Origin of the sequence: Pedobacter superstes (assembly GCF_037622515.1) — a bacterium.
Taxonomy (GTDB): domain Bacteria; phylum Bacteroidota; class Bacteroidia; order Sphingobacteriales; family Sphingobacteriaceae; genus Paradesertivirga; species Paradesertivirga superstes.
In genome coordinates this window covers 1-24,988 of the sequence record NZ_JBBJCN010000008.1, presented here as the reverse complement: position 1 = coordinate 24,988, position 24,988 = coordinate 1, and the positions used below count along the sequence as shown (strand labels likewise).

Annotated in this window: 19 protein-coding genes and 1 pseudogene; 15 read left to right on the top strand and 5 right to left on the bottom strand. The window is 43.3% G+C overall.

Going from position 1 to position 24,988, the window contains the following annotated elements; translation table 11 throughout:
* The first annotated feature begins 124 nt into the window (after positions 1-124).
* From WG906_RS17200 to WG906_RS17160, 9 genes are all read left to right on the top strand, one after another.
* Complete coding sequence (locus tag WG906_RS17200; RefSeq protein ID WP_339994075.1) at positions 125-778, top strand: GDSL-type esterase/lipase family protein; 654 nt, start codon at positions 125-127, stop codon at positions 776-778.
* An 88-nt stretch (positions 779-866) separates the two neighbouring features.
* Positions 867-1,184: a nucleoside triphosphate pyrophosphohydrolase family protein gene (locus WG906_RS17195; protein ID WP_339994074.1), complete on the top strand. Its 318-nt coding sequence runs from the start codon at positions 867-869 to the stop codon at positions 1,182-1,184.
* Positions 1,185-1,242: 58 nt separating this feature from the next.
* Complete coding sequence (locus WG906_RS17190; protein ID WP_339994073.1) at positions 1,243-2,289, top strand: glycoside hydrolase family 53 protein; 1,047 nt, start codon at positions 1,243-1,245, stop codon at positions 2,287-2,289.
* Between the two features lie 124 nt (positions 2,290-2,413).
* Positions 2,414-3,781 (top strand): glycoside hydrolase family 28 protein, encoded by a 1,368-nt coding sequence (locus tag WG906_RS17185; RefSeq protein WP_339994072.1) that lies wholly within the window; start codon positions 2,414-2,416, stop codon positions 3,779-3,781.
* A 97-nt stretch (positions 3,782-3,878) separates the two neighbouring features.
* The gene (locus WG906_RS17180; protein WP_339994071.1) at positions 3,879-5,288 is read left to right on the top strand and encodes a family 43 glycosylhydrolase; all 1,410 of its coding nucleotides are present in this window, start codon (positions 3,879-3,881) and stop codon (positions 5,286-5,288) included.
* Positions 5,289-5,347: 59 nt separating this feature from the next.
* Entirely contained in the window at positions 5,348-6,046 is a 699-nt protein-coding gene (locus WG906_RS17175) for an SGNH/GDSL hydrolase family protein (protein ID WP_339994070.1), read from the top strand.
* A 67-nt stretch (positions 6,047-6,113) separates the two neighbouring features.
* Positions 6,114-7,223 (top strand): glycoside hydrolase family protein, encoded by a 1,110-nt coding sequence (locus WG906_RS17170; protein ID WP_339994069.1) that lies wholly within the window; start codon positions 6,114-6,116, stop codon positions 7,221-7,223.
* A 371-nt stretch (positions 7,224-7,594) separates the two neighbouring features.
* Positions 7,595-8,095 carry a cupin domain-containing protein gene (locus tag WG906_RS17165; protein ID WP_339994068.1) on the top strand — a complete coding sequence of 167 codons (501 nt, stop codon included), beginning with the start codon at positions 7,595-7,597 and terminating at the stop codon, positions 8,093-8,095.
* A 330-nt stretch (positions 8,096-8,425) separates the two neighbouring features.
* A complete protein-coding gene (locus WG906_RS17160) occupies positions 8,426-9,712 on the top strand; it encodes an Hsp70 family protein (protein WP_339994067.1) in 1,287 nt (428 codons plus the stop codon).
* A gap of 65 nt (positions 9,713-9,777) precedes the next feature.
* Here WG906_RS17160 and WG906_RS17155 read toward each other — a convergent pair whose 3' ends face one another.
* Positions 9,778-9,942 carry a helix-turn-helix domain-containing protein gene (locus WG906_RS17155; protein WP_339994159.1) on the bottom strand — a complete coding sequence of 55 codons (165 nt, stop codon included), beginning with the start codon at positions 9,940-9,942 and terminating at the stop codon, positions 9,778-9,780.
* Here WG906_RS17155 and WG906_RS17150 point away from each other — a divergent pair.
* Positions 9,892-10,062, top strand: a pseudogene (locus WG906_RS17150) (NAD(P)-dependent alcohol dehydrogenase); the annotation flags it as partial. The gene WG906_RS17155 and the pseudogene WG906_RS17150 overlap by 51 nt on opposite strands.
* 958 nt (positions 10,063-11,020) lie before the next feature.
* On the opposite strand, the gene WG906_RS17145 reads toward WG906_RS17150, so the two are convergent.
* The gene (locus WG906_RS17145) at positions 11,021-11,185 is read right to left on the bottom strand and encodes a hypothetical protein (protein WP_339994066.1); all 165 of its coding nucleotides are present in this window, start codon (positions 11,183-11,185) and stop codon (positions 11,021-11,023) included.
* 400 nt (positions 11,186-11,585) lie between these two features.
* Between WG906_RS17145 and WG906_RS17140 the strand changes: the two genes are divergently transcribed.
* Both WG906_RS17140 and WG906_RS17135 read left to right on the top strand, forming a co-directional pair.
* Positions 11,586-13,721, top strand: coding sequence for a glycosyl hydrolase (locus WG906_RS17140; protein WP_339994065.1), 2,136 nt, complete (start codon positions 11,586-11,588; stop codon positions 13,719-13,721).
* Between the two features lie 3 nt (positions 13,722-13,724).
* Positions 13,725-14,972 carry a glycoside hydrolase family 28 protein gene (locus WG906_RS17135; protein WP_339994064.1) on the top strand — a complete coding sequence of 416 codons (1,248 nt, stop codon included), beginning with the start codon at positions 13,725-13,727 and terminating at the stop codon, positions 14,970-14,972.
* Positions 14,973-15,180: 208 nt separating this feature from the next.
* Here WG906_RS17135 and WG906_RS17130 read toward each other — a convergent pair whose 3' ends face one another.
* Positions 15,181-16,440 (bottom strand): PQQ-dependent sugar dehydrogenase, encoded by a 1,260-nt coding sequence (locus WG906_RS17130; protein WP_339994063.1) that lies wholly within the window; start codon positions 16,438-16,440, stop codon positions 15,181-15,183.
* A gap of 619 nt (positions 16,441-17,059) precedes the next feature.
* On the bottom strand, positions 17,060-20,083 hold the full coding sequence (locus WG906_RS17125) for a glycosyl hydrolase 2 galactose-binding domain-containing protein (protein WP_339994062.1): 3,024 nt from the start codon (positions 20,081-20,083) through the stop codon (positions 17,060-17,062).
* 406 nt (positions 20,084-20,489) lie between these two features.
* Between WG906_RS17125 and WG906_RS17120 the strand changes: the two genes are divergently transcribed.
* Positions 20,490-21,023 carry a YciE/YciF ferroxidase family protein gene (locus tag WG906_RS17120; protein ID WP_339994061.1) on the top strand — a complete coding sequence of 178 codons (534 nt, stop codon included), beginning with the start codon at positions 20,490-20,492 and terminating at the stop codon, positions 21,021-21,023.
* Positions 21,024-21,090: 67 nt separating this feature from the next.
* Here the strand turns inward: WG906_RS17120 and WG906_RS17115 are convergent, their stop codons facing one another.
* Positions 21,091-23,103 (bottom strand): ATP-binding protein, encoded by a 2,013-nt coding sequence (locus tag WG906_RS17115; protein WP_339994060.1) that lies wholly within the window; start codon positions 23,101-23,103, stop codon positions 21,091-21,093.
* Positions 23,104-23,530: 427 nt separating this feature from the next.
* On the opposite strand from WG906_RS17115, the gene WG906_RS17110 reads away from it, so the two are divergent.
* On the top strand, positions 23,531-24,760 hold the full coding sequence (locus WG906_RS17110; protein WP_339994059.1) for a glycoside hydrolase family 88/105 protein: 1,230 nt from the start codon (positions 23,531-23,533) through the stop codon (positions 24,758-24,760).
* A 38-nt stretch (positions 24,761-24,798) separates the two neighbouring features.
* A partial coding sequence (locus WG906_RS17105; protein WP_339994058.1) for a hypothetical protein occupies positions 24,799-24,988 on the top strand: 190 nt, incomplete at its 3' end.

Below are 24,988 nucleotides of genomic sequence, written 5' to 3'. Positions count from 1 at the left end.
GAGGAGACACCAACCACGGCGAAAGCGGAAATAGCTTCGCTGAAAAATTTGAAGATAATTTCGAACAATTTCGTAATATCACGGATATTGAAACCAGCCCAATCGAAACCTTAAACCAATACTAATGAAGAATCTTATAGTCTGTTTTGCTTTTTACATTATAGCGTTTACTGCTTCCGCGCAAACACAAGCAAATTTCTGGGACGATGTTCAGACTATCAAAAAGATCGATAAAATTTATAAGGCCCCGGAGCATCCTGTTCTTTTTACAGGCAGCTCTTCCATTCGTAAATGGGACAACCTGAACCTGGTTTTTCCAAAATATAATGTATTGAACCGGGGTATCGGAGGTGCGATAATTAATGATATTATATATTATCTGGATGATCTTGTGTTCGCCTATCAGCCCAGCCAGATAGTTCTCTATGTCGGGGAGAATGATTTACCTAGTGCTTCTGCGGATACTATTTTAAGCCGCACCAGGCTCCTGTATAACAAAATCAGAACAAAACTTCCGTCTGTTCCGCTGGTCTATATCTCGATAAAGCCCAGCCCGGTGCGCGCTCAATTCGTTCAAAAAGCAGCAGAAGCTAATCGGCTTATCAAAACGTTTTTGGCTGCTGATAAGAATGTGAAGTTTGTTGATGTTTACTCTGCCATGCTTACAAAAGAAGGAAAAACCAGACCCGAGCTTTTTGTCGGAGATATGCTTCATATGAACAAAAAAGGATATGAACTGTGGAGGAAAGCCTTGAAGCCATATCTTTTGAAGCCATGAACAGGTGTGCTGAATGGCAGAACACCTTACTAATGGAATTAAAATTATAGATATAAGCCTGTAAAGGCGCAAATAAAATAATATGGAAATGTCAGATTTGAAAAAAATCATAGAACGGTCTTTAGTAATACGCGGTAAATACCACGAATTGGAACTAACACACCATGGCAGCAAATGGACAGTGGAAGAGGATGCATTGGCTTTCTTGACCGATGCCGGCCTGGTAGGACGAAATGTAATGTCTCAGCAACAGCGATGGCCAAAAGCAAATACAGATACTGAGTTGGAACACAAATTAGGGGAATCCATCTGGTGGCTAATTGTGCTGGCAGACAGGATGCAGATTGATATTGAGGGAGCTATAGAAAAATTTCTCAGAAAAACAGAGCAACAAGTCGGGACTTAATAATTTGCAATAAGCGACTTGTTCCAGGAGATTTATATTGACAATTAACCTTTATGTAATGAGATTAAAATTCAGGTGTTTTTATCTGCTTCTAAGCGCAGCGGTATTTTTATCGTCATGCGCGAGTCTCACCGGGCACAAAAAAGGGCCGGGTGCATTTGTTAAAGGCGCCGATATAGGCTGGCTGCAGCAAATGGAAGCGACCGGCTATAAATTTTATGGCGATGACGGTACGGAGCAGGACTGTTTCAAAATTCTGAAAGATCACGGGATCAACACTATTCGTCTGCGTACATGGGTTAATCCGAACGACAATAAGTTCAGCGGGCATAACAGTAAAGAAGAAATGGTTGCGATGGCAGTAAGAGCGAAGAAATGGGGAATGAGGGTAATGATCAATTTTCATTACAGCGATACCTGGGCCGACCCCGGCAAGCAAAAGAAGCCGGCAGCCTGGGAAGGTCACGATTTTCCAACCCTGCTTAAGGATGTGTATGATTATACGTACGATGTTATGAGGGCCGTCAAAAAGGCCGGTGTTACGCCCGAATGGGTACAGGTAGGAAATGAGACACCAGGGGGCATGATCTATCCTGAGGGACGCAGCTCGAACTGGCCCCAACTCGCACAGCTTATTAACAAGGGCTATGATGCCATCAAAGCCGTTAGTCCCGGGTCTAAGGTGATCCTTCATTTAGATCGTGGGAATGACAGTGCCCGATTCGCGGGCTGGTTTGATAATGCCCGTAAACACGGCGCGAAATATGACATTATAGGACTTTCCTATTATCCCTGGTGGCTTGACGGTAAGCCTGACTACACTTTATCAATAGATGATTTGTCGAGAAATATGAACAATCTTGTTGAGCGTTACGGAAAGGACGTAATGGTAGTGGAAGTGGGCGGCGAAGACAGCAAGCCTCAGAATACGTACGATATGCTGGTGGCCGTGCAGCAGCGTGTGAAAGCAGTACCAAAAGGGAGAGGGCTGGGCGTAATTTATTGGGAACCGCAGGGCGCAAGAAGCTGGAGCCGGTACCCGCTGAGCGCATGGGGAGCTGATGGTAAGCCTACCAAAGCCCTTGACGCGTTCTTAGCGGAGTGAATTAACTGAATTTTTCGATGGTGGCTTTGCTTTTAAGCTGAAGGGCTTAAGATTAAGGGCGACTCTTCTTTTTTTTTCTATTTTTGGTGAGCAGATCCGCACTGCCTGTATATAACCATATAAGATGAAACACACATTAGCATATGCCTGCTTGGTCTGCAGCCTGTTCCTGTTTTCTTTTAAAACGGATAAGGATCTCCCGATTAATAAAATCAAGGTAACTGCGCCCTTTACTATGCCGAAAATTAAGGTTCCTGATTTCAGCCGATGTAAAAAGCTGTTAATCACTGATTTTGGAGCTGTTCAGGGAAATAAAGAAAAAATATCAGATGCAATTGCCAAAGCAATTACTGAAGCCTATAAGATAGGAGGAGGTATAGTTGTAATCCCTGAAGGAGAATGGCTTACCGGAAAGGTTCATTTTAAGAGCAATGTAAATCTTCATTTAAATAAGGGGGCAGTTCTTCTGTTTTCTGAAAAACCTGCGGACTATTTACCGGCGGTTCATAGTTCCTGGGAAGGTATGGAATGTTATAATTATTCGCCGCTGATCTATGCCTATCAATGCAAAAACATAGCCATTACCGGAGAAGGTGAGATCAAGGCGAAGATGGATATATGGAAAACCTGGTTCACACGACCAAAGGGGCATATGGGAAGTATTAAGAGACTATATAATCTGGCCTCCGCTTACAGTCCGGTAACAGACAGGCAAATGGTGAATGATACCGCAAATCTTCGTCCGCAGTTTATACAGTTCAATAGAAGCGAGAATATTCTGCTTGAAGGAATTACAATCACCAATAGTCCGTTCTGGACGATTCATCCTTATTTATCGAAAAATGTGGTGATCAGAAAGATAAAGGTATATGCCCATGGTCACAATAATGACGGTATTGACCCGGAGATGAGTCAGAACGTGCTTATAGAGGACTGTGTTTTTGACCAGGGAGATGATGCCATTGCGATTAAGTCGGGTAGAAATCCTGAAGGATGGCGCTTAAAGACTCCTTCAAGAAACATTGTTATCCGCAATAATACCGTAAAAAACGGTCACCAGTTAGTGGCCCTTGGAAGCGAGCTGTCGGGAGGGATTGAAAATGTATTTATCGATAACTGCAGCGTGGTGGATGGGGCAAAATTAAACCATCTTCTCTTTATAAAAACCAACGAGCGCATGGGGGGCTATGTCAAAAATATTTATGCCAATAATATTAAGGCAGGCAAAATTGATCTGGGGATCCTGGGTATTGAAACCGATGTTTTGTATCAATGGAGAACGCTGGTACCAACGGTAGAACGCAGGCTGACGCCGATAAGCAATATATACCTGAGTAATGTAGAAGCAACAGATGTGAAGTTCCTTTCAAGGATATTAGGACAAAAGGACTTAGCAGTAAAAAATATTCAGCTCAAAAACGTAAGAGCAAAGAATGTTGCGGAGAAAGCCCACATCCATGAAAATGTGACTGGAATTAGTATCAGGGATTGAAGAAGTGGCTTTCAGGCATTCCATTCTTGTATCTTATTTCTATTTGCCAATACTGCACTTTAAACATCTAATGAATAAATCAATGGTGCCAAAATGTATGTCAGGACTCTTAACGATTGTGTTATTCCTGTTAGTCTCCTCTGTTTCAGTTGCTCAAAAGCAGGGAAAAAACGATGCTATCTATTCAGGCATTCCATGGTTTGACGATCGGGGAAAGGTTGTTAGCGCTCATGGAGCGAACATAATCAAGGAGAATGGAAGGTTTTACCTTTTCGGTGAAGCTCATACGGATACCAGTAATGCGTTCATAGGTTTCAATTGCTACTCCTCTGCTGATTTATACAACTGGAAATTTGAACGTGTAGCATTGCCTGTTCAGAAGTCAGGCAAATTGGGCCCTGACAGGGTTGGAGAAAGGGTGAAGGTGATGAAATGCCCTAAAACAGGGGAATACTTAATGTATATGCATGCAGACACTCTTGGTTATAAAGATCAGTTTGTCGGATATGCAAGTTCAACAACTATAACCGGGCCTTACACATTCAGAGGGCCGCTTCTGTTTAATGGCAGTCCTATTAAAAAATGGGATATGGGTACCTTTCAGGATAAGGATGGTTCCGGATATATACTGATACATGGAGGCGAAATTTACAGGATTGCCGACGATTATAAAAGCGTCAGCGAACAGCTGAATAAAAACATGACCTCTGGCTTCGAATCGCCAGCTATGTTCAGAAAAGGAAATACCTATTATTTTCTGGGCTCGCACCTGACAAGCTGGGAAAAGAACGATAATTACTATTATACCGCAACTTCGCTGAAGGGGCCATGGACACAAAGGGGCCTCTTCGCTCCCGAAGGTACACTAACCTGGAATTCGCAAACCACTTTTGTGTTGCCTGTAGAAGGAACTAAAGATACCACGTATATGTTTATGGGCGACAGATGGTCGTTTCCAAAACAGGCCTCGGCAGCCACTTATGTCTGGCAGGAACTTTCTGTATCGGGTTTATCAGTTTCTATTCCAAACTACCGGGAAGCCTGGCAGATCAATCCTTTAACCGGGGAGACATCGCCTAAAGCATTGAATGGCAGAATTATAGAGAACTCTGATAAAACAGGTATTAAGTACAATGGAAACTGGCAGCATGCTGCAGGTTCCGATACTTTATCGGTAAGCAGTTCGGATAGTAAGGATGCTTCTTTCTCGGTGAAATTCAAGGGGACCCGGATTGGTTTCTATGGTTTGTCGGGACCGGATAAAGGCTACGCGAGTATTGCTCTTCATAATAAAAAAGGGAGCCTGATTTTCAGTTCTATTGTTGATATGTATAGTTTGAAAGCTCTGTCATCATTGAAATTTCTGAGCCCGGTTTTGCCTGAGGGTGAGTATACTATGAAGGTTTCCGTAACGGGAGAACGGCCTAACTGGTCGGATAAGAGGAAAACGAAATATGGCAGTACCGGATACTTTGTTTCTCTGGATAAGGTTGTGATCAGCAAATAAATAAGAGGTTCAATAAAAAGGTAATCCATTTACAGACAGATAAAAAGACTTTAAATTTTATGAAGATTAAAACAGCATCCTTTTTAGCATTTCTCCTGACCCTTCCTTTTTTACTGGCTGCACAAGCGCCAGCCCTGTCAGATAAACCACTTAACATTTTTACCCTTGGCGATAGCAACGGCACCTTTTCTCACAGCTGGCCCAACCAGATCAGGCGGGCCCTGCCGAACGCACAGGTGTTCAATATCAGTAAATCGGGCAGAACTATTGGTTTTGTTAATAATGGCGACAGTACGCTGAATTCACTGCTTGTTATAGACGAAAACCTGAAGAAGGCTGCTCAGCATACGAAAGACCGCCCGTTTGACTTTATTGTATTGGAACTGGGTACTAACGATGCTAAAGCAGTATTTGCCGACCGGCAGCATAGTGTGCCCGGTAACCTGGATAAGCTCATTAAAAAAATTAAGGGTTGCGGCTATACGTCGATCAGCAAGGCAAAGATTGTTATCATTTCTCCGCCTCCTTATGGTGTGAAAGCCGAAGTGCAGGAGAAATATAAGGGTGGAGCTAAAAGAGTGAAGAAAATGAGTAAAACCTTTAAAAAAATAGCGAAGCGGAACGATTGCCTGTTTGTTAACGGCTTTAAAACACCCGGATTAGATATCAATACAATGACAGCTGACGGTTTGCACCTTGACGCTGTCGGATCCAGAAAACTGATCGAACCTGTAGTGGGGATAATTGCCAAAAAGTGATTCAGCTTTAATGCAATTCTGAAAGATAAAAAATATAGCTAGCTTAAACGATTCAACCTTTTTTAAAATGAAGCAATTAATATTTTCCCTGAGAATTATCGTGTTTTCTTCTTTGCTGCTTGCCGGCAGGCAGGTGGGGGCTCAAGGCCTGAAAGCCGGCCGAAGCTTGAGTCCTGAAAAATCTGCCACTAAAGTCCTGAAAATGGTTACTGAACACAAAGGTCCGGTTATAGGCTTAAATCATCCGGATGTTTTAGCAAGTCAAAATGGTTCTGGTTTTGAAACCGGGCAGGTGGTAAAGGTCAATAATGTTTATCACATGTTTGTGAACGAAATGTTTGATCGCCCGCACCGGGACCTGCGGATCTCCTATTGGACAAGTGTGGATGCTATAAACTGGAAAAGACAATCGACGATAAGGGAAAGCATACCCGGGAGAACCCATCTTAATCCCCGTTCTGAAGTATGGGTAACAGGGGTAGTGTTCAATGAAGAAGAAGATGCCTGGAATATCTTCTATGTCGCTTATCGTGCGGGAGACGCGGCGAAAGGTGAACTCGACTACGCCGATTATGCTGGCAGGATCTGGAGGGCGAAATCGGTATTAAAAGGACGTGATGGCATTGCCGGGCCATACGCCGATATGGGTATAGTAATGGAACCGGATGCCAGTTCACAACCCTGGGAAGGGCAACAGGCTGTGGCATGTTTTAGTCCTTATAAAGTAGGCAATACATGGTTTTCCATGTACGACGGGCATTATCATACACCCAGAGGCCCCTGGCCAACAGGCATTGCTTTTTCACCGAAATTAAACGGTCCATGGACCAGAATGCCTGAAGGGTTTAATCCGATTCCGGTAGCCGGCGTGTTTATGGAGAATGAAATAGTCACACAGCTAAAAGACGGTCGTTACCTGATGATTTTCGATTCCTTCGGAGATCAGGAGATAGGTTATAGTATTTCCACGGACGGTATAAACTGGAAACCTGAAACCCGGGTAAAAGTGCAGTCAGCTAATAATCTCTGGGCAGAGCCGGGCGATCATTTTACACGTACGCCACTTTGTGCTATTGAAGAAGAAAATGGAACCTTTACTGTAATCTATACAGCCATGACAAAAATTAATAATAAGAATTTTTATGCCATTGGTAAGTGTTCTCTGGCCTGGAAATAAAGAGCCGGTTTATTCTTAATCTTTTTGGTGGGTGGTGCTGTTCGGGCCAGCCGGAGCTTCGGCGATTGGCGAAGGTGTGTTCTGCATTGTTTTTATGATACTTTGATTTTTTGAGGTGTGCAGATTCCATGAATTGAAGTGCAGGTAAAAATCATGTAAAGCGTAACAACCTCTCTGTCTTACGACACTTCTCCCGGAAGGCGAGAAAGGCCAGGACACACCATGAATAGGATCTTAAATAGCGCACAGACAAGAAAACAAAGTGTGATGGTGTTGGTGAATATTTCTCACCGGGGTTTACAATCGGATAATTTCCTGGAACAATGCCGAGCCCGATTGTTTTTTAGAATACATTAAAAGCGGAGGTTAAGATGAAAGTCCTATTGAAAATCACAGTGTTAATGGTGTGTTTAATTGCCTGGAAACCTGGTTTAATGGCTCAGGACCATCCAATGATGTCATCTGATAGCGCCGCCAGTCATACCATGCTGAGCGCCGCAGAGTTAAAATGGATGGATGCCCCTCCGGGATTACCAAAGGGAGCTAAGGTGGCCGTTCTTTCAGGCGATCCTTCAAAAGCCGGATCGTTTACCATAAGGGTGAAGTTTCCATCGAATTATACGGTAAAACCCCACTGGCATCCGACTGCTGAGAATATCACTGTTATTGAAGGCGCCCTTTTTATGGGAACTCAGAAAACTTTTGACAAACAAAAGGCCAGAAAAATAGAAAAAAGCGGTTTCGCTGTAATGCCTGCTAACTTTGTTCATTATGCATTTTGTAACCTTCCAACTGTTGTACAAATACATGGCACCGGCCCTTTTGCCATTACTTATGTTAACACAGCTGACGACCCGCGGAACATGCCCTGACCAGGTCGTCAATTAAAAGCAGGAAGAGGTAGTGCTGTTTGGAGTTTAAGCTTCAGCAGATGAATTTGCTTTGCCAGAAAAACACCATATTTCTTCCTGTAATACTTCTTTTTATACGCTGATTTGGAACCAGATTTCGATTATGCAGCTTAAAGAAGGTTTGCTATTTTGTTTTAACTATTATCTTTGCCGGATGGCGCAAGAGGAAAATGATACCGCAGGGCAAATGATCAGTGGTTTTCTGTCAACATCAGAAAAAATTCCGTTTATCTTATTTCAAATACCTTAATTAATCAGGCGGCGCCTAATCAAAATACTATTTTTCTTTCTATGAGTAAATTTCTTTACGGCTTAGATTTCGGCACCACGAACTCCGTATTGTCCATTTTTGATGAAGATAAAAAAGAGATCATTGAAACCATAAGGGTGCCTTCTCTCATTTATTTTCCGGAGAGCGCGTCGGGCCAGACTAAAAATTACGTGATAGGGGAGCAGGCCATTACAGCTTATCTTGAGGACGGAATGAAGGGGAGGTTTATTAAATCTATCAAGCATATCTTGTCGCGCACAAGTTTTATAGAAACCCGGATACAAAACGAAAGATACAATGCGTCTGATCTGGTGACCCTCATTCTTAAAGACCTTAAATCCAAGGCGGATAAAATTACAGGCTCCGATTGCCGGAAAGCAGTTATCGGCCGCCCGGTATTTTTTGATGATGACAGCAGCGCAAAAGATACCCTTGCACAAACACGGCTGGCTACGGCTGTTGAAAAGGCCGGATTTACTAATGTGCGCTACCAGTTTGAACCCATAGGGGCAGCTTTCGCCTATGAAAAAACGATACTTCGAAGAGAAAAGGTATTGGTGGCAGACATTGGAGGGGGGACCACTGACTTTACTTACCTGGAGCTTGACCCGGACAGAGTTAACAGCATGGACCGCAAAAACGATATGATTGCCAGCGGAGGTGTTTACATTGGCGGCGACAGTTTTGATTCTGCTTTTATGTGGGAGAAAGGCACGCCTTACTTTGGTAAAGATACTTTATATGAGGCCAGTCCCGGAAAAGTACTGAAAGTACCGGTATCGCTTTTTGATAATATTTGCTCATGGGATAAGATAAACTTCTTCAACAGTCTCAGAATAAAGAAGAGTATGGAGGATTATTATCATTATTCAAAAAATGACCGCAAATTTAAGAACCTGCTCACGCTTGTAGATAACAACCTTGGATATTCGGTCTTTCAGGCTATTGAAAAAACAAAGATTGGCCTTTCAGACCTAGATATGTTTCCGTTCCAGTATTCGAATATGGGAATTGAGATTGATGAGGAAGTCCCGATTGAGGGCTATAATGCAATTATCGACAAAGATATACTGAAGATTTCTGCTTATCTGGACAAATTTATGCTAAATAATAAAATCGCAGCCGAAGATATTGACAGCTTGTTTCTTACCGGTGGAACTTCGATGGTCAGGGGCATAAAAGATCTGTTTCAAAATAAATTCCCTCAAAGTAAGATAAATTCGGGCGACAATTTCACCAGTGTGGCTAAGGGGCTTGCGTATAGCGGGTATTTGTTTGAGGATGATAAAAATTCATCTGCTTATTGATATTCACCTTAAAGAAATCCTGATATATCTGGTTAAACCGCATTTATGGCTTCACCCTGTTGCCCTTAATTCATCGTTTTGTATTCATTCGGCGTATAGCCGACACATTGCTTAAACGCGCGGGTGAAATGCTGGGGATATTTGAAACCTAACCCATATGCGATTTCGCTTACGGATTTATCGGGGGTATTGCAGAAACCCAGGAAATGCTCGACGTCTGTGCAGAGCACAAAATTACCTGCGATATCGAGCTGATTAATATTCAAAAAATCAATGAGGCTTACGAGCGATTGCTCAATGGCGGTGTGAAATATCGCTTTGTCATTGACATGGCTTCGTTGAAAAATTAATTTTAAAGCTGCCTGAAAAAAAGGCAGTTTTTTCATTTTCCAGGGAAACGAACGGTAATCCGGACCTTTTTTAATTTCCTGGCTTAAACTTTGGTTTTGTTTCCTGGACCCCAGTGGTCCGTTTTTTAATTCTGCCATGTTAATAAATTAAAGCTTAAACATTCTGTTAATAGTCGCTGCGACTTATTTCCCTCAGGTACGCTTTGCTGACAGAGCAAACGTAACCAGAGCTGCAGAAAAGCTGAAAAAACAATCTTTACCTTTCCGGTTTTTCCCGCTTTTTTCATTTTTTTTCCTGGTTTATACCGCTTGTCGATTTTACGGGAGAGGGCTTTTAGCGCGCTGATGATTGCCGGATAATGAGGTGAAAAAAAACCCGGGATTTTCTTCCATGTCAATTCTGCCAGGTATTGAACTGCACCGCATCACCACCGTATCTGAACCGTATATGCACCGAGAAATCTCGGAGCAGACAGTATGGTGATTCGGTGCAGATACGGAACAGATGGCCGGCATATCAGAGCATGGGCAGAAGAAGGTAGGGGGAAAGAAAGACGTTGAAACCTGGTGTGAATGCCGTGAACAGAGAATGTGCAGACACCACAGTGAGAGATTGGTATTTATGCTCTGGCAGACCATCGATGCGGGGGGGCGGTCTGTGAGACACAGACCACGGGAGAAGATCTGATGACGCCCTTGTTTTTACTTTGTTTAAGGGTCGACTAGCAAAAATAGATTACTGGTCGCCCTGTTGATGATCGATTCACATAGCACCAAGTAGATTTTGCAGGGCGGCTAGTTCTCGAAGTTTTAATGATCTGCTCCCACTTCCACCCCACGCAGGAAAGATGGTGTGAAAGTCCGTAATGTTAGAAATGGCGTGCAGTGGTGAACAAATAAAGTGCTAACACGGGTTTTGCAAAAATGGCCGGGAAAGGTTTATGAGCCGGCCCCGTTGTTAACCATTTCGAATCTCTCTGTCTCCGCTCATTAAAACAAGGATGAAACCGATTATAGGTGAAAATAATAAGGAAGCCAGGAAGGCCGTCCAAAAACCTATTTTTCGTTCATCACCTATAAAGCCGACGACAATTGCGAATACGATATAAACAAAATAAATCATAAGGGTGGATTTGAGATACTAATCTATACCTAATATCAGAGACATTCAGACACAATAAGTGTATAGTTGTGAGAAAAAACCAGACAAATATTTACATCGTGCCAGGATAGCTAGTATTATTGCCGGTTTTTTTTAGGATAAGCTTTTAGATCCGGTGACCCGGAATTTAATCTTTTCTGCACAAATCATCCGGGATGTTTTTAGTGGAATTCGGTCCCCGACGTCCATCGAAATAATCGCGAAGAATTTAATACCGCGGAGACATCCCCGGGGGCTTGACATAATTTGGCATGCCTAAAGTATAAATGGTAAAATATCCGTTGCACGATCTGTTTTAAACAGAAAAGCGCCGTAAAGAATTAATTTTGAGCAGTCAATTACCAGCCTCACAAAAAAATACATGAAAAAAGGAATTTGGGTCAGATTTTCTTATCTGGCTATTGGAGCCCTATCTTTTATTTCTGCGCCGACCAGAGCTCAGCAAAGCTGGCAGAAGTTAAACAACCCTACAAGGGCTCAACTTGAATCAAATTTCAAGGACTACCCTCCGGAATATGCGCATACATTAACCTGGGGCTGGGATGGACCCGTCGGTCGCGAATCAATTATCAAAGATCTCGATGCCATTCAGGGGCAGGGCCTGAAAGTGGTGACTATCGAAGCCGGTTATAAAATGGTTAATCCCTATCTCTCCTCCGGCTGGTTCGAAACGGTGAAGATTGCGGTTGAAGAAGCGAAAAAGCGGAATATGCGGGTTTGGATAATTGATGAGGGGAAATATCCAAGCGGCTTTGCCGGAGGTAAGTTTAGCCTGGAAAAACCTGAGTTACGTATGCAGGGGCTGGTCGTTGCCCGCAGGATATCTTTATCCGAAGGCCAGGAAATAAAAGAAACTCTGCCGGCAGACATCATAAGCGCTGCTGCCGTAAATCTACAGGATAGGAGTCACGTTCTTCTTCGTCTAAACAACAGGGCACTGCATTGGAAGGCACCGAAAGGTAGCTGGCAAATCCTCTTAATACAACATCGTTTCAAAACTTCTGTTACAAGAGCCGCCAACAATCCAAAGGGTGGAAAAGACACTACCAATTCACTTTGCGACTACCTGAATCCTGAGGCCACAAAGCAGTTTCTCGAATTTACCCACGAACAGTACAAAAAGTATATCGGTAAGGAGTTTGGAAAAACAGTGCTGGGCTTCAGGGGTGATGAACCCGATTACGGGTTTACGCCATGGACTCCGAAGATGCCCACAGAGTTTAAAAAGCGAAAAGGTTACGACATTGCGCCATATCTTGCCTCCTTTTTTACTACTGGTTTAAGCGAAGAAGAAAAAAGGGCTAAAGCAGATTACTGGGATGTCTGGTCGGATCTGTTCAAAGAGAATTTTTTCGATGTTCAGGCCGCCTGGTGCGCGAAGAATCAGCTGGAATACATGGTGCATCTCAACCACGAGGAAAAAATGATGGATCTGGTGCGCTCCAGCGGCGATTTTTTCAAGAACATGCGGAATGTACAAGTACCCGGAGTTGATGCTATCTGGAATCAGGTATGGTTTGATAAAGTAGCCGACTTTCCTAAGCTTGCTTCATCGGCAGCACACCTCTTCGGCCGGCCGCGTGCATTAAGTGAAAGCTTTGCCGCTTATACTATTCCTCCAACGGTATCGCAGGCCAAATGGTGTGTGGATTATCAGATGGTAAGGGGGATAAATCTTTTTGAGTATATGTTCTGGAGCGGATCGGCCGGGGGACGAGGTATACCAAACAGTTATTTGGGTAAACCCGAGTTCAGAGACCTTGCGGTTTATTCAAACCGGGCTGCTTATCTGCTTGCGCAAGGGATACCTGCAGCGAAGATCGCACTCTATCATCCAACAACCAGCATGTGGCTGGGAGATGCGGACGCGGATAAAAGTACCCTGGCGATTTCAAAGCAATTGCTTGAGAATCAGTTCGACTACGATTTTGTAGATGAACAGGCATTAACCGAAACGCTGAACCTGGAAAAGAACCATCTGGTTAATGAAAGCGGACAGGGTTATCAGGTTATTATCATCCCTTCAGTAACAGTGATATCTTCTGAGGCTTTCAAAAGGTTGAAATCTTTCACTAAAGCAGGAGGAATGGTGATATTTCTTGGCAATCAGCCAAAATACATTACTGATAAAAACTTTCTGAATATGAGCATGGTTCCTTCAGCAGAATGGGCGGTTACAGAGGCTTCCGGAGAACTAACCGATCGTATAAAAGCGCTGCTCCCACGCGATGTGATGTTTAACAAAGTGGCTCACTCGGTTAAATATCTCCACAGAAAGTTAAAGGATGCCGATTTATACTTCTTCTTTAACGAAGGTGAATCTGATCAGAACCTGGAAACTACATTAAAAGGAAGCGGAGAAATAAGCTGCTGGGATCCTTTAACTGCTCAGATTGAGCCGGTTAAAGATGTTGTCTCCAGGAACGAGAATGTAAATTTTCAGATGTCGATTCCCGGACACGGGACAAGATATTTCCTCATCGCTTCATCGAAATAAATTATGAAAAAGAAACTATTCCTGGCATGCCTGCTCATCACTAGTCTCAGCTTTAGCAGTTTCAAAAACGAAAAAACGTATAAGATAACCGACTTTGGCGCTAAAGGAGACGGGCAGACTTTAAACACGACCTTTATCCAGGCAGCTATCGACAAATGCACCGCTGAAGGAGGCGGAACGATTGTTATACCTGAAGGTACTTTCGTAAGCGGTTCAATATTCCTTAAGCAAGGAGTTAATTTATTGGTCGGAGAGGGGGCGGTCTTAAAAGGATCAGTAAACCCGGAAGATTACCCTCAGATCGATACACGCTGGGAAGGCGAGGAAAAGAAATGGACCGCCTGTCTCTTAAATGCTATTAGCTTAAGCAACTTCAGAATTAGCGGCAAAGGCACAATTGACGGCTCGGGTGATGTGTGGACGGCAAGAGGAAGAAGCGTTCAGCAGAACGCGGGCCCGCGATACGGAAGGCCGAGATTGATAGGAATCCAAAACTGCAGGAACGTGGTAGTTGAGAATTTTCGCCTGAATAACCAGGCTAGCTGGGGGCTCTTTGTTCTTTATAGTAACAAGGTAAAGATCAAAGGACTGACGATTAGGGCAGAACATAATATTCCAAGTTCGGATGGTATAGATATAGACTCCAGTAAAGATATTCTGATAACGGGTTGTGATATCGATGTAAATGACGACTGCATTTCGATAAAGTCGGGAAAGGACGAAGATGGCTTAAGAGTTAATCGTCCCTGCGAAGATGTGTTGATTGAGAAATGTCGTTTTGGCTATGGGCATGGCGCAGTAGCCATGGGAAGCGAAACTTCAGGCGGAATTAGAAATATTATGGTAAGAAACTGCATCATCGAAGCCGATAACTGGGCTCCGATACGATTCAAGTCGCAGCCTAGCAGGGGAGGAGTGGTAGAAAATATAACCTACAAAAACCTCATTCTTAAAGATACCAGGCAAGCATTTGAGTTTAACATGGCATGGCGGATGGTGAATCCTAAACCTCCCGCTAAAGTATTGCCGGTTGTAAGAAATGTACGGATTATTAACGTTAGAGGAACAGCAAGAGCGGTAGGAAACATGAAGGGACTGGAACAAAGCCCGATTGTGGGGGTGAAATTTAAGAATTGTGAGATCACCGCCCAGCGGGGTTTTTCAATAGAGCATGCCACAAATGTAGACCTGAGTGGTTTAATGATTAAAGGGGTGACAGGAGAGCCGATTTTGAAAACCAATGTGCGGTAGTAATTCTTAGAATCCAGGTATAAAGAAAGATCTGTCACAGCCGAATCTACCGATCCTGATTCAATAAATCAATCCGGTCCGGCGACAGCCTGCCCGGATTTGAGCAGATCCCTTCGGTTTAACCCAATATTTTTATTTATTGAGTTTTCCATGATTGATGTATTAGGGGTGTATTTTATTTGCAGCGTTCGAATCGCGTTCCGGGTATTTATTCTCTGTCTATCCGGTACAGCCGGCCCCCATCTGTGATTGCATACAAAGCACCGTCAGTTCCTTGAGCAATATCTCTGAATCGTTGATTTTCACTCCTCAGCAATCTTTCTTCACCTGTAACCTTATTATTTTCAATGACAAGGCGAACAATGTGCATCCCGCTTAAAGATCCTATAAAAAGATTATTCTGCCATTCTGCGATGTGATTTCCACTGTAGAAGGTCATCCCGCTAGGGGAGACCACAGGGTCCCAGTAGTAAACAGGTTGTGTCATACCATCTCTTTGCTGGATGCCTTCACCCACGCGTTGTCCGCTATATTCAAGACCATAGGTGATGATCGGCCAGCCATAATTAGCGCCAGCCTGAAGACGGTTGATTTCATCCCCTCCTCTGGGGCCATGTTCACTCTGCCATACGTCGCCGGTTACCGGATGAACTGCTAATCCCTGAGGATTCCTGTGACCAATAGAGTATAATTCCGGGCGCGCTCCTGCTTGTCCGATAAACGGATTTCCGGGAACTGCCTGGCCATCTTTATTAATCCTGACAACTTTACCAAAACCAGAACTAAGTGATTGAGCTTGGGTCCGGGTACTGTTATCTGCCCGCTCCCCTGCACTCGCAAAAAGGTTCTCATTGCGATCAAATACGACTCTGCCGCCGTAATGATTAGCCCCGGCGTAAACCGGTGTTGCCCTGTAAATAACGGTTACTCCTTCAAAAGAGCGCTCGTTATCCGACAATCTGCCTTTGGCCACGGCAGTAAGATTCCCCGGTTCGGAGAAGGACCAATAAACCATTCGATTAGTCGAAAAGTCAGGGTCAATACAAATGCCTAAAAGACCGCCTTGTCCGGCTGCATTTACTGCCGGGACCCCTGTTATAGGTTCACCTACTGAACCGGCATTAGTTACAATTCGTATACGCCCTGCTTTTTCAGTCACCAAAAGTCGACCATCGGGCAGGCTGGTAATACCCCAGGGACTTGTCAACGATGAAGTGATAATTGATGCCTTTATATTTGCGGCAGTCTTTACACCACTTATTCTTGTTTGCCCCGCGAATGCAGGAGCATAATTGGCGTTAGGAGGAAGGGTTTCTACCGGCGGAATTGATGTACCTGGATTTTCGATGACAGGAGTGGTTCCGGGATCAGGGACAGTACCTTTCTTTTTAGAGCACGACATTAAAACTAATGAGCAGCTGGCGAGAATAATAATTCCCGAGATCCTTTTTTGACGGAGTAAATTCATAAAGCTATTAGTTAGTAGTTATCAATTGTATTCAGTATCTGTAAATTTGATATTCAAATTTCTCCCAAACCCGTTCTCTGCGAGACATCATAGCAGGGTGTTCTTCACGTTGTTCAAAAATACTCTTCCTAATATCTCAGTAGATGGAAGTTTAAAACACCACAAAGTTCCGACCGAAATCTTGCATACCTGTATATATTTTACGGAAATGTACCATTAGTACTGATTACTCATAAAAAGGGAATTTGCTCCAAAAGAAATTAACTAAGCCAACAGAAATCGGTTCATTCATTTGTACTAAGTTCTAACGAACTTGTTTGTTCTGAAATTCTTGAAACTGTTTTTAAAAAACGAGAGTGTCTCAAAAGACGCCGAATACTGCCACTTGCCGTCAGGCTAGCCTTGTCGAAGCCTTTTGACTTGGTAGCAATAATCTTTCGACAGGCTCAAGATGTCTTTCGACAGGCTCAAGATGTCGTTCGACAGGCTCAAGATGACTTTCGACAGGCCCAAGATGACGAGTACGTCTTTTGAGACACCCTTAATAGAAGATGTGTTTTGGTCTTCTTTGCTCCGACGAGATCGCACATACCTGCTCTCATGGGATTGTCTTCTGAAATTACTTGCGAACCGAAGTTTTTGAGTTTCTTTCTATACTCTCATAAATCTCTGCTTCGATAATACTAAGAGTTCCCCGAGCCTTATTCAAGCTCCTGACAATGCCATCTTCGAGCGTCTTACCTGATACCTCAACGCCTGAACTTGCCGCCACAGCGTCGGCAGCACGAATAAGCTGAATTCTCACGGTCTTGCCGCTTTGTGGCTTACACATTAAGGTGTAGTATCCTTTGCTGGTTTTCGTACTTCCTTTAAAAGCTTCTTTGCCATCCACTGTTACCAGCAAAGGATAGATCTTTGAGCCGAAGTTGTTCAGTTTAACCGTTATCTCACTCACTGTAGCCGCTTTTTCAAGGGTGTACTCTATCCAGGCAGTAGAAGTCTCACCATCATTTACCCAGTCAGTCAGTTCGTTATCGTCATAACTGGCTAAAGCGCTGCCGGCGTTAGCTCCCGCGGTGGCGCTTACTATAGAAAGGGGAATACGGGTAATGTTAAATGACGGGGTAGAAGGGGTAGGACCACGATCAAGTTTGGAAGGTAAACCCCGGGCCGGTAATAATTCAGAAAGTCCATTCTCGACAACAAAAGGACTTGTTGTCAATGTAATGCTTGCTGATTTCAACCCTTCTGAGGTTGCTTTTACAGTGATTGTGCCAGGTTGTGTAGTGGAGCGAATAAGGAAACGGTTTACTCCTCCTTCAACGGGGAACGTCTTTTTTAGAATGTAGTTCTCCGAACCCATCGCAATGCCGCCCCGCCATTCTGCAGGCCCGATTAATGAGTAATCTATCATGTTAAGTGCAGTCGGACAGCGGTTGCCGGCGGCATCGATAACTTCAACTTCTACCAATGCAAGATCATGGCCGTCAGCAATAAATTTGGTAGGTCTTTCAACTTGTTTTAATCGCAGAGCAACCGGAGCTCCTGTGGTAGCAATGGTGTCTCCGCATACTTTTTTACCTTTCAGATCAAGGCCAAGGGCACTGATCTTACCCGACTTCCATTCAACATCCTTGAAAGTGAAGAGAAATCCATCGCTCTTTATCCCCCCGGCAATTGCTTTACCGTTCACCTTCAGTTCTACTTTATCTGCTGTGCTGATAACGTAAATATCTTTCTTAACACCCGGCTTATAGTTCCAGTGTCCTACTATGTGGAGGTGTTGCTTTTCCGGGTTAACCCAGCCATCCCACATCACCTTGTGGGCATAAAAGTTTTCTTTCTTAATCCGTAAAGCGTCTACTTCACCGCTGCGGCGGAAATTTTCTTCGCCCCGGTAATGGGTATTGGTATCCGACCATACTATGTTTACACCTCCCGAACTAACACGCTTTCCGGTTCCGGGCCTTTCGCGCCAAAACTCATACCAGCGTTTAACGTTCTCGACCGCATGCGAGTCCATATTGCGGTTATACAGGTTTGCATCTGTTCTTTTTTGTATGGTGTTGGTCATCGCAGAGCGGTAGGTATCCGGACCGGCTCCGTCTTTGTGATAGGGGGGAGTAAAATCATCCCAATACTTTCTTGACCCTTCATCTCTCGAATACTCCATGGCCCACATCGGGATATGAGCGCTTTTGTTTGTATAAAGCATCTCGCCGCCATATTCAGCAACCTTGCTATCAAGCATCTCCCGCGACCCGATCGCTCTGCCTCCTTTTGGATCATACTGGTCACGAATAGCCTTCATTTCCTGCATATGCTGCTCACTTATAGACTCATTCCCGCTTTCGTAGAATATGATACTGGGGTTGTTCCTGTTGTAAATGATCGCGTCGCGCATCACTGCTTTTCGCTGCTCCCATTTTACGCCTTCTATGTCGTGTTCGGCGTCTCCGGCCTGCATGGCCTGCATAAGTCCCTGACGGTCGCAGCTTTCAATATCCTGCTTCCAGGGAGTGGTATGCATCCAGCGAACAAGATTTCCGCCGCTTTCTACCATAAGTCCGTTACTATAATCACTTAACCAGGCAGGAACCGAAAGGCCCACGGCGGGCCATTCATTTGAAGTTCGCTGCGCATAGCCGTGCACCATTATAACCCGGTCGTTAAGGTATATCATTCCGTTCTGGAAGGCTGTTTTTCTGAATCCGGTTCTGGTATTCACAACATCAACCGGCTTGCCGCCGATTTTCAGAGTGCTGCGCACATCGTATAAATAGCCATAACCCCAGCTCCAGAAGTTGAGGCCCCTGACAAGCGATGAGGCTTTTAATATTTTCGTCCCGGAGGGAGCAATAGTTGCAGATTCTCCGGTGAAACTTTTAACAATCTTTCCGCTAGGATCGTAGATTGAGACCTCGTAATCCACTAACTGAGGTGCATTGGTTTCATTTCTGATTTCAGACTCAGAATGGACAACTGCAGATTTACCCTTAATGTCATGTTTATCCGCATAAACATATACTCCGCTTGTTTTCAGGTTGGAGAATAAAGGAAGTGTTTGATAAATCCGGGGTGTTATGTGCAAGTACACATTCTTATTAATTCCACCATAATTGGCGTTAAAGTTTTTGTCTTCCCATTGAAACTTTGTCTTTGTTGCTTTTTCCTCGTATTCCCAGTCGTTATCTATCCGCGCTGAAATAATGTTCTCTTCGTTACCGAATTTCAGGAGATCCGTTACATCAAAACCGAAAGCCATAACGCCATTTTCATGCAGGCCGATATGTTTTCCGTTCAGGTAAAAATCGCCTGCTTGCCTGATTCCCTCAAACTCGATGAATACTTTTTGTCCCCGCGCTGAGGCAGGTATTTTAAAGCGCTTGCGATACCAGGCAATCCCGGTAGGATGATCGACAATATCCTTTTTGAACGCGGCGTCTTCGTTCCATGCATAGGGGAGGGTTACTTTCTTCCATCCGGAATCATCGTAGTTAAGGTTGCCGGCTTCTTTGTGGTCTTCAACTGATACTTTCCAGTCACTGTTGAAATTGTATTTGTTTCGGCCTGCAGGGCTTTGTGCAGATAAGTTGTTGAAAACTAGTACGGCCAGCAATGGAACTATCAGAGATTTGATCATGTATGTACAGGTTGTTTATAGACAGGTTTGTGTCCGGGAGTAATTAATAATAAAGCTAAACCCGGTTTGCAAATTTACGGCTTTAGTTCTTCCGGGTACGGTAAATCTGTTTCAAAAAAGATGGAATAATGTACAACTTCAGGAATTCCCGGCTGAAACATGACATTCCGAGACATTAGATATTTTGTCCTTATGTAAAGGCCTAATGTATCCTGTTTTTCTTTCTGAAAATTGATCGTTCCGCATTTTAAAAAAAAGCATGGACCAGGCAAGTGAGATTTCTGAAACCATACATATAGGAAACTGTTATTAAAAAAGTTTTGTACCAAGCATAACCCTACATCTACCGATGAAAAACGCCCCTTTGGGAAGGACATACAAAATACAAACATCTAAACAAAAAGACATGGCTACTAAAAAACCAACCGGACTAACCGGGAAAATGAAAGATTCAGAGTTTCACAAATTCTTTGTAGACGAACTGAAAGATATCTACTGGGCAGAAAAGCATCTTGTAAAGGAGCTTCCTAAAATGCAGAAAGCTGCTACAAGCACAGAACTCGCAGCTGCTTTTGAGAAGCATACCCTAGAGACGCAGACGCACATTGATTCTTTAGAACAGGTATTTGCTTTAATGGAAGAGAAACCCCAGGCCAAAAAATGCGACGCAATGGAAGGGCTTATTGAAGAAGCAAAGAGTATAATGGAAGATACCGATAAAGGTTCTATGACCAGAGACGCGGGTTTAATACTGGCTGCTCAAAAGGTTGAACATTACGAGATAGCAACCTATGGAACCTTAAGGACCCTTGCTGAAACAATGGGTCATACTAAAGTTGCTAATCTTTTGCAGCAAACCTTAGACAACGAAAAGTTAACCGATGTTGCTTTAACTAAAGTGGCCGAAGGTTTTGTTAATGAAGAGGCGTCGGCCGAATAAACAGCTTTTAAGAAAGAAGCCGAATCCGAATGATTCAGCTTCTTTTTTTAAACTTCTGACTTCTTAATTATTCTACAGGTATTTCAAAGTGAAAGGTTGACCCTTTACCCGGTTCACTTTCGGCCCAAATCTGGCCATCATGCCGTTTTACAATTTCAGCACTCAGGTAGAGCCCGATACCAAATCCTGATATATATTGATTGTCTCTGGATTGTACTCTAAAAAAGCGCTCAAACAGTCTTGAGAGGTCACTGGCCTTTATACCTCGTCCTTCATCTTTAACACTGAAATGAAGGTTATCCCCAATCTTTTCGCAAAAGACAACGATAGGTTTACCAGCAGGTGAATATTTTACCGCGTTACTTAGAAAGTTTGAAATTACTGAGCCTATCTTATCCTTATCTGCAGTTATAAAATTTGACCCGGATGGATGAAAAGTTATTGGATGACTTGCAAAAGTTAACCTTTTTTCCTCAATAACTTCTTTTACTAGTTCAACTACATCGAAACTTTCTTTAGTTAGCTGTATTTTACCAGATTCGAATCGTGAAACATTCAGAAACCCATTGATCAGGGTGCCCATCTTTTTAACCTGCTGGTTTGCTTTTAACAGCGCTTCTGCCGCAAAAATATCGTCATTTCTTTTTGCCCGTGCCATAAGCATTTGAACATAGGCTGTGAGAGACGTGAGCGGGGTCTTGAGTTCGTGACTCACCATTCCAATAAAATCATTTTTACGGATCTCGTCTAATTTCTGCTCAGTTATGTCCAGCACGGAGCCAGTAAAGCGAATGGGAACGTCCTGGTTATCAAAATAAACCTTGCCTTTTGCTCTCACCCAGCGAACCTGATGGCCGTCCGCACCAATTGTACGGTAGTCTACATCATAATCTCCATTGCTTTTTAATTTTATAAAGGAGTTGTTGATTATTTCTGTGATCCTGTTCCGGTCTTCCGGATGCAAACCCTCAACAAAATCTTTTTCATACGTCACTGGTTCATTGTGGCTAATTCCAAAAAGTGTTCTGCATCTGGCATCCCAATCCATGGTTCCTTTTTTTAGATCCATATCGAATGTGCCCATTTCGGCAGCGGTGATGGCCAATTTCAGCTTATCCTTCTCCCGCTGCAGTTCGGCCCTGGCCAAAACCATATCAGTTACTTCAAAAACAAACACCAAAATTCCATCAACTTCTTTTGCAGAATTATGACGGGCCTGGTATATGAAATTAAAATACCTGTCCTCAATAGGGCCATCATCATTCTTCGCCAGTGAAATATGAAGCTCGTTGCCTTCAAATGTTTTCCCCGTTTTGTAGACATCATTTAAAATATCCTGTATGGCTGTCCCTTTAATTTCGGGCATTGCCTCAAGAACCGGCTTCCCCGAAAGATTTCGGCCCGGAAAGAGCTGTTGGTAAGGCTGGTTTATTAGTTCAAAAATCATTTCCGGCCCATCCAGAATGCAAATCGGGGCCGGCGCCTGCATGAAAAATCTTTTGAGCCGGTCGCGTTCAGCTTCTGTTTCGGCCTTTGCACGCTCAAGCTCCTCTTTGGCTTTTTTTAATTCAATTAACGCTTTTACTTTTTCGGTGGTTTCGTGGCAAATTACCTGCACTCCTGAAGCCCCTCCATGTTGGTCCATCACCTGGCTGTAACTAAATGTCCAGTAAACATCCTCCAGGCGCCCGTTTCTGTAAATCGGAATCAATTGATCCTCAGCCCAGGTTGATTCCCCTGTTTCCAGAACACTGTCTATTAATGGTTTAATAATGGGCCAGATCTCGGGCCAGCAATCTTCACCTTTTTGTCCGAGAGCAGTGGGATGCTTTCCGTCATTTCCCAAACTTGGTCTGTATGCATCGTTGTAAAATTGGATGAGATCTGGTCCCCACCACAGAAACATTGGAAATTTTGCGTTTAGAATTGTTCTGATTGTGGAAAGTAAAATTGTAGGCCAGTTTTCGGGAGTCCCGAGAATAGATTGAGACCAGTCATAAGAACGTGTCAGCATTCCCATCTCACCCCCACCTTCTAAATATTTCTGGTAAGGTAGTGATGAACGTTCATTTAATAGCATTGAAGATATTGAAAAGTAAGAAAAACAAGAAAACGCTTTTTGATAATAACTATTTTATTGATTTGTTTCAAATTTTTAAAATCCCCGTTACTGTACAATCGAATTCTCCTCGAATTCCTGTAACAGTGGATCAAAGCACATAAAAGTAGTAAAACATTCTGTTTTTACTATGGTGCCCTGCCCAGGAACTGAAATTGCTGTTTAAATATTTGGGCGCACGAATCCAGGAGTTCCGGATTTTTTACCTTTGTGTTACCCGCATCATAAAAACCCAGTCATCGTGTTCCGTGTATCGACCGGCAATCTTAAAGCTCTAAATAGCATTTTTCCCCTACTGTAACATTTTTATGATAGCTGCCGGGCCAGGATAAAATTTGGTGGAATTTAGGTTAATTCGTGCTATTCAATTATAGCCTATATAAATCTTATGCTTAGAAACCTTACAGGCGTCTGCTTGATCATCCTTTGTGCGTTTATTGTTAAGGCTCAGTCAAATGAAGAGGTAGTTAGAAAAATCGCTGATCAAATAATAAAGGAGACCGTATTAGGATTTGAAGGAGTTGAGAATAAGCAATTTTACAAATCTTCTAAAGAAATTCCTGAGACTGTAAAGGTGAAGTATGCGAGTCCATATACAGGTTGGCATTATACCCATGGGGTTCTTAATATAGCTATGGTTAACCTGGGGAACTACTTAAATGATCAAAAATATCTTGATTACGCAGCCAGGCATATAGCTTTTGGCTTCGATAATTACCAAACCTTTGAGAAACGGTTCAAACATGATGTAAAACATTATACCTATCCGTACGGCGAGTTTTTTACAATGGAAGAGCTTGACGATTTTGGTGCTATGAGTGCCAGCATAATAGAGGCCTCCAACCCGGTTAAAAAGCCTGAATATAAAGCTTACCTTGAAAAGGCCGCAAAGCATTTAACAGAAGACCGGCCACGCCTGGAAGATGGATCTTTTGTCAGAGCTTTTCCCCATAAGATGACTTTATGGGCCGATGATTTATATATGAGTGTCCCGTTTCTGGCCCGGATGGGAAAGTTTACCGGTCAGGAGAAATACATAAACGACGCAATTAAGCAGGTTAAGAACTTTAATAAATACTTATGGGATGCTGAGAAACAAATCTACTGGCATACTTACTATAGCGATCTAAAACGAAATGGTGTTGCACATTGGGGGCGCAGTAATGGGTGGATTATGTTGTCTACCGTTCATTTGCTGGATATACTACCGGATAATCATCCTGAAAAGAAGAACCTAATAAAACTACTTGAACGCCAGATTCTTGGTCTGTCATATTACCAGGGTGCGGAGGGTTTATGGCATCAAATACTTGATAAGGAGGATTCGTACACAGAATCGTCATGTAGCGCTATGTTTGTGTATGGCACTGCACATGCAGTAAACCAGGGCTGGATAGATAAACGCTACGCATCAATGGCGAAAATTGGCTGGGAAGGATTGAAAAAGAATAAACTCAATGAACTGGGCCAGCTTAAAGACATTTGTGTCGGAACCGGTATTCAGGATAATCTTCCGTTTTATTACAATCGCCCGGTGGGACTAAACGAAAAACACGGAACCGGTCCGCTGCTTGACGCTGGGGTGGAAATATTAAAACTTGAGAAGGCTGCTAAATAGGTTTAGTGCTTGATTGAACGGACAGAAAATGAAAACGGGTGGCCGGAGCAGCTGCAAAAGAACTGAGTATTATAAATGGTAAAGGTTCATATTATTACAGAAACCGGGGAATTACAGCGCAAGGATTCGTCGGTCGCCAAACCGACATGATATTTCCGGGTTGCGGCATTTCCCGTCTGGATAAGGATACATATAACACCTTTCATTTTCTTTCTCATCTATTCTGCC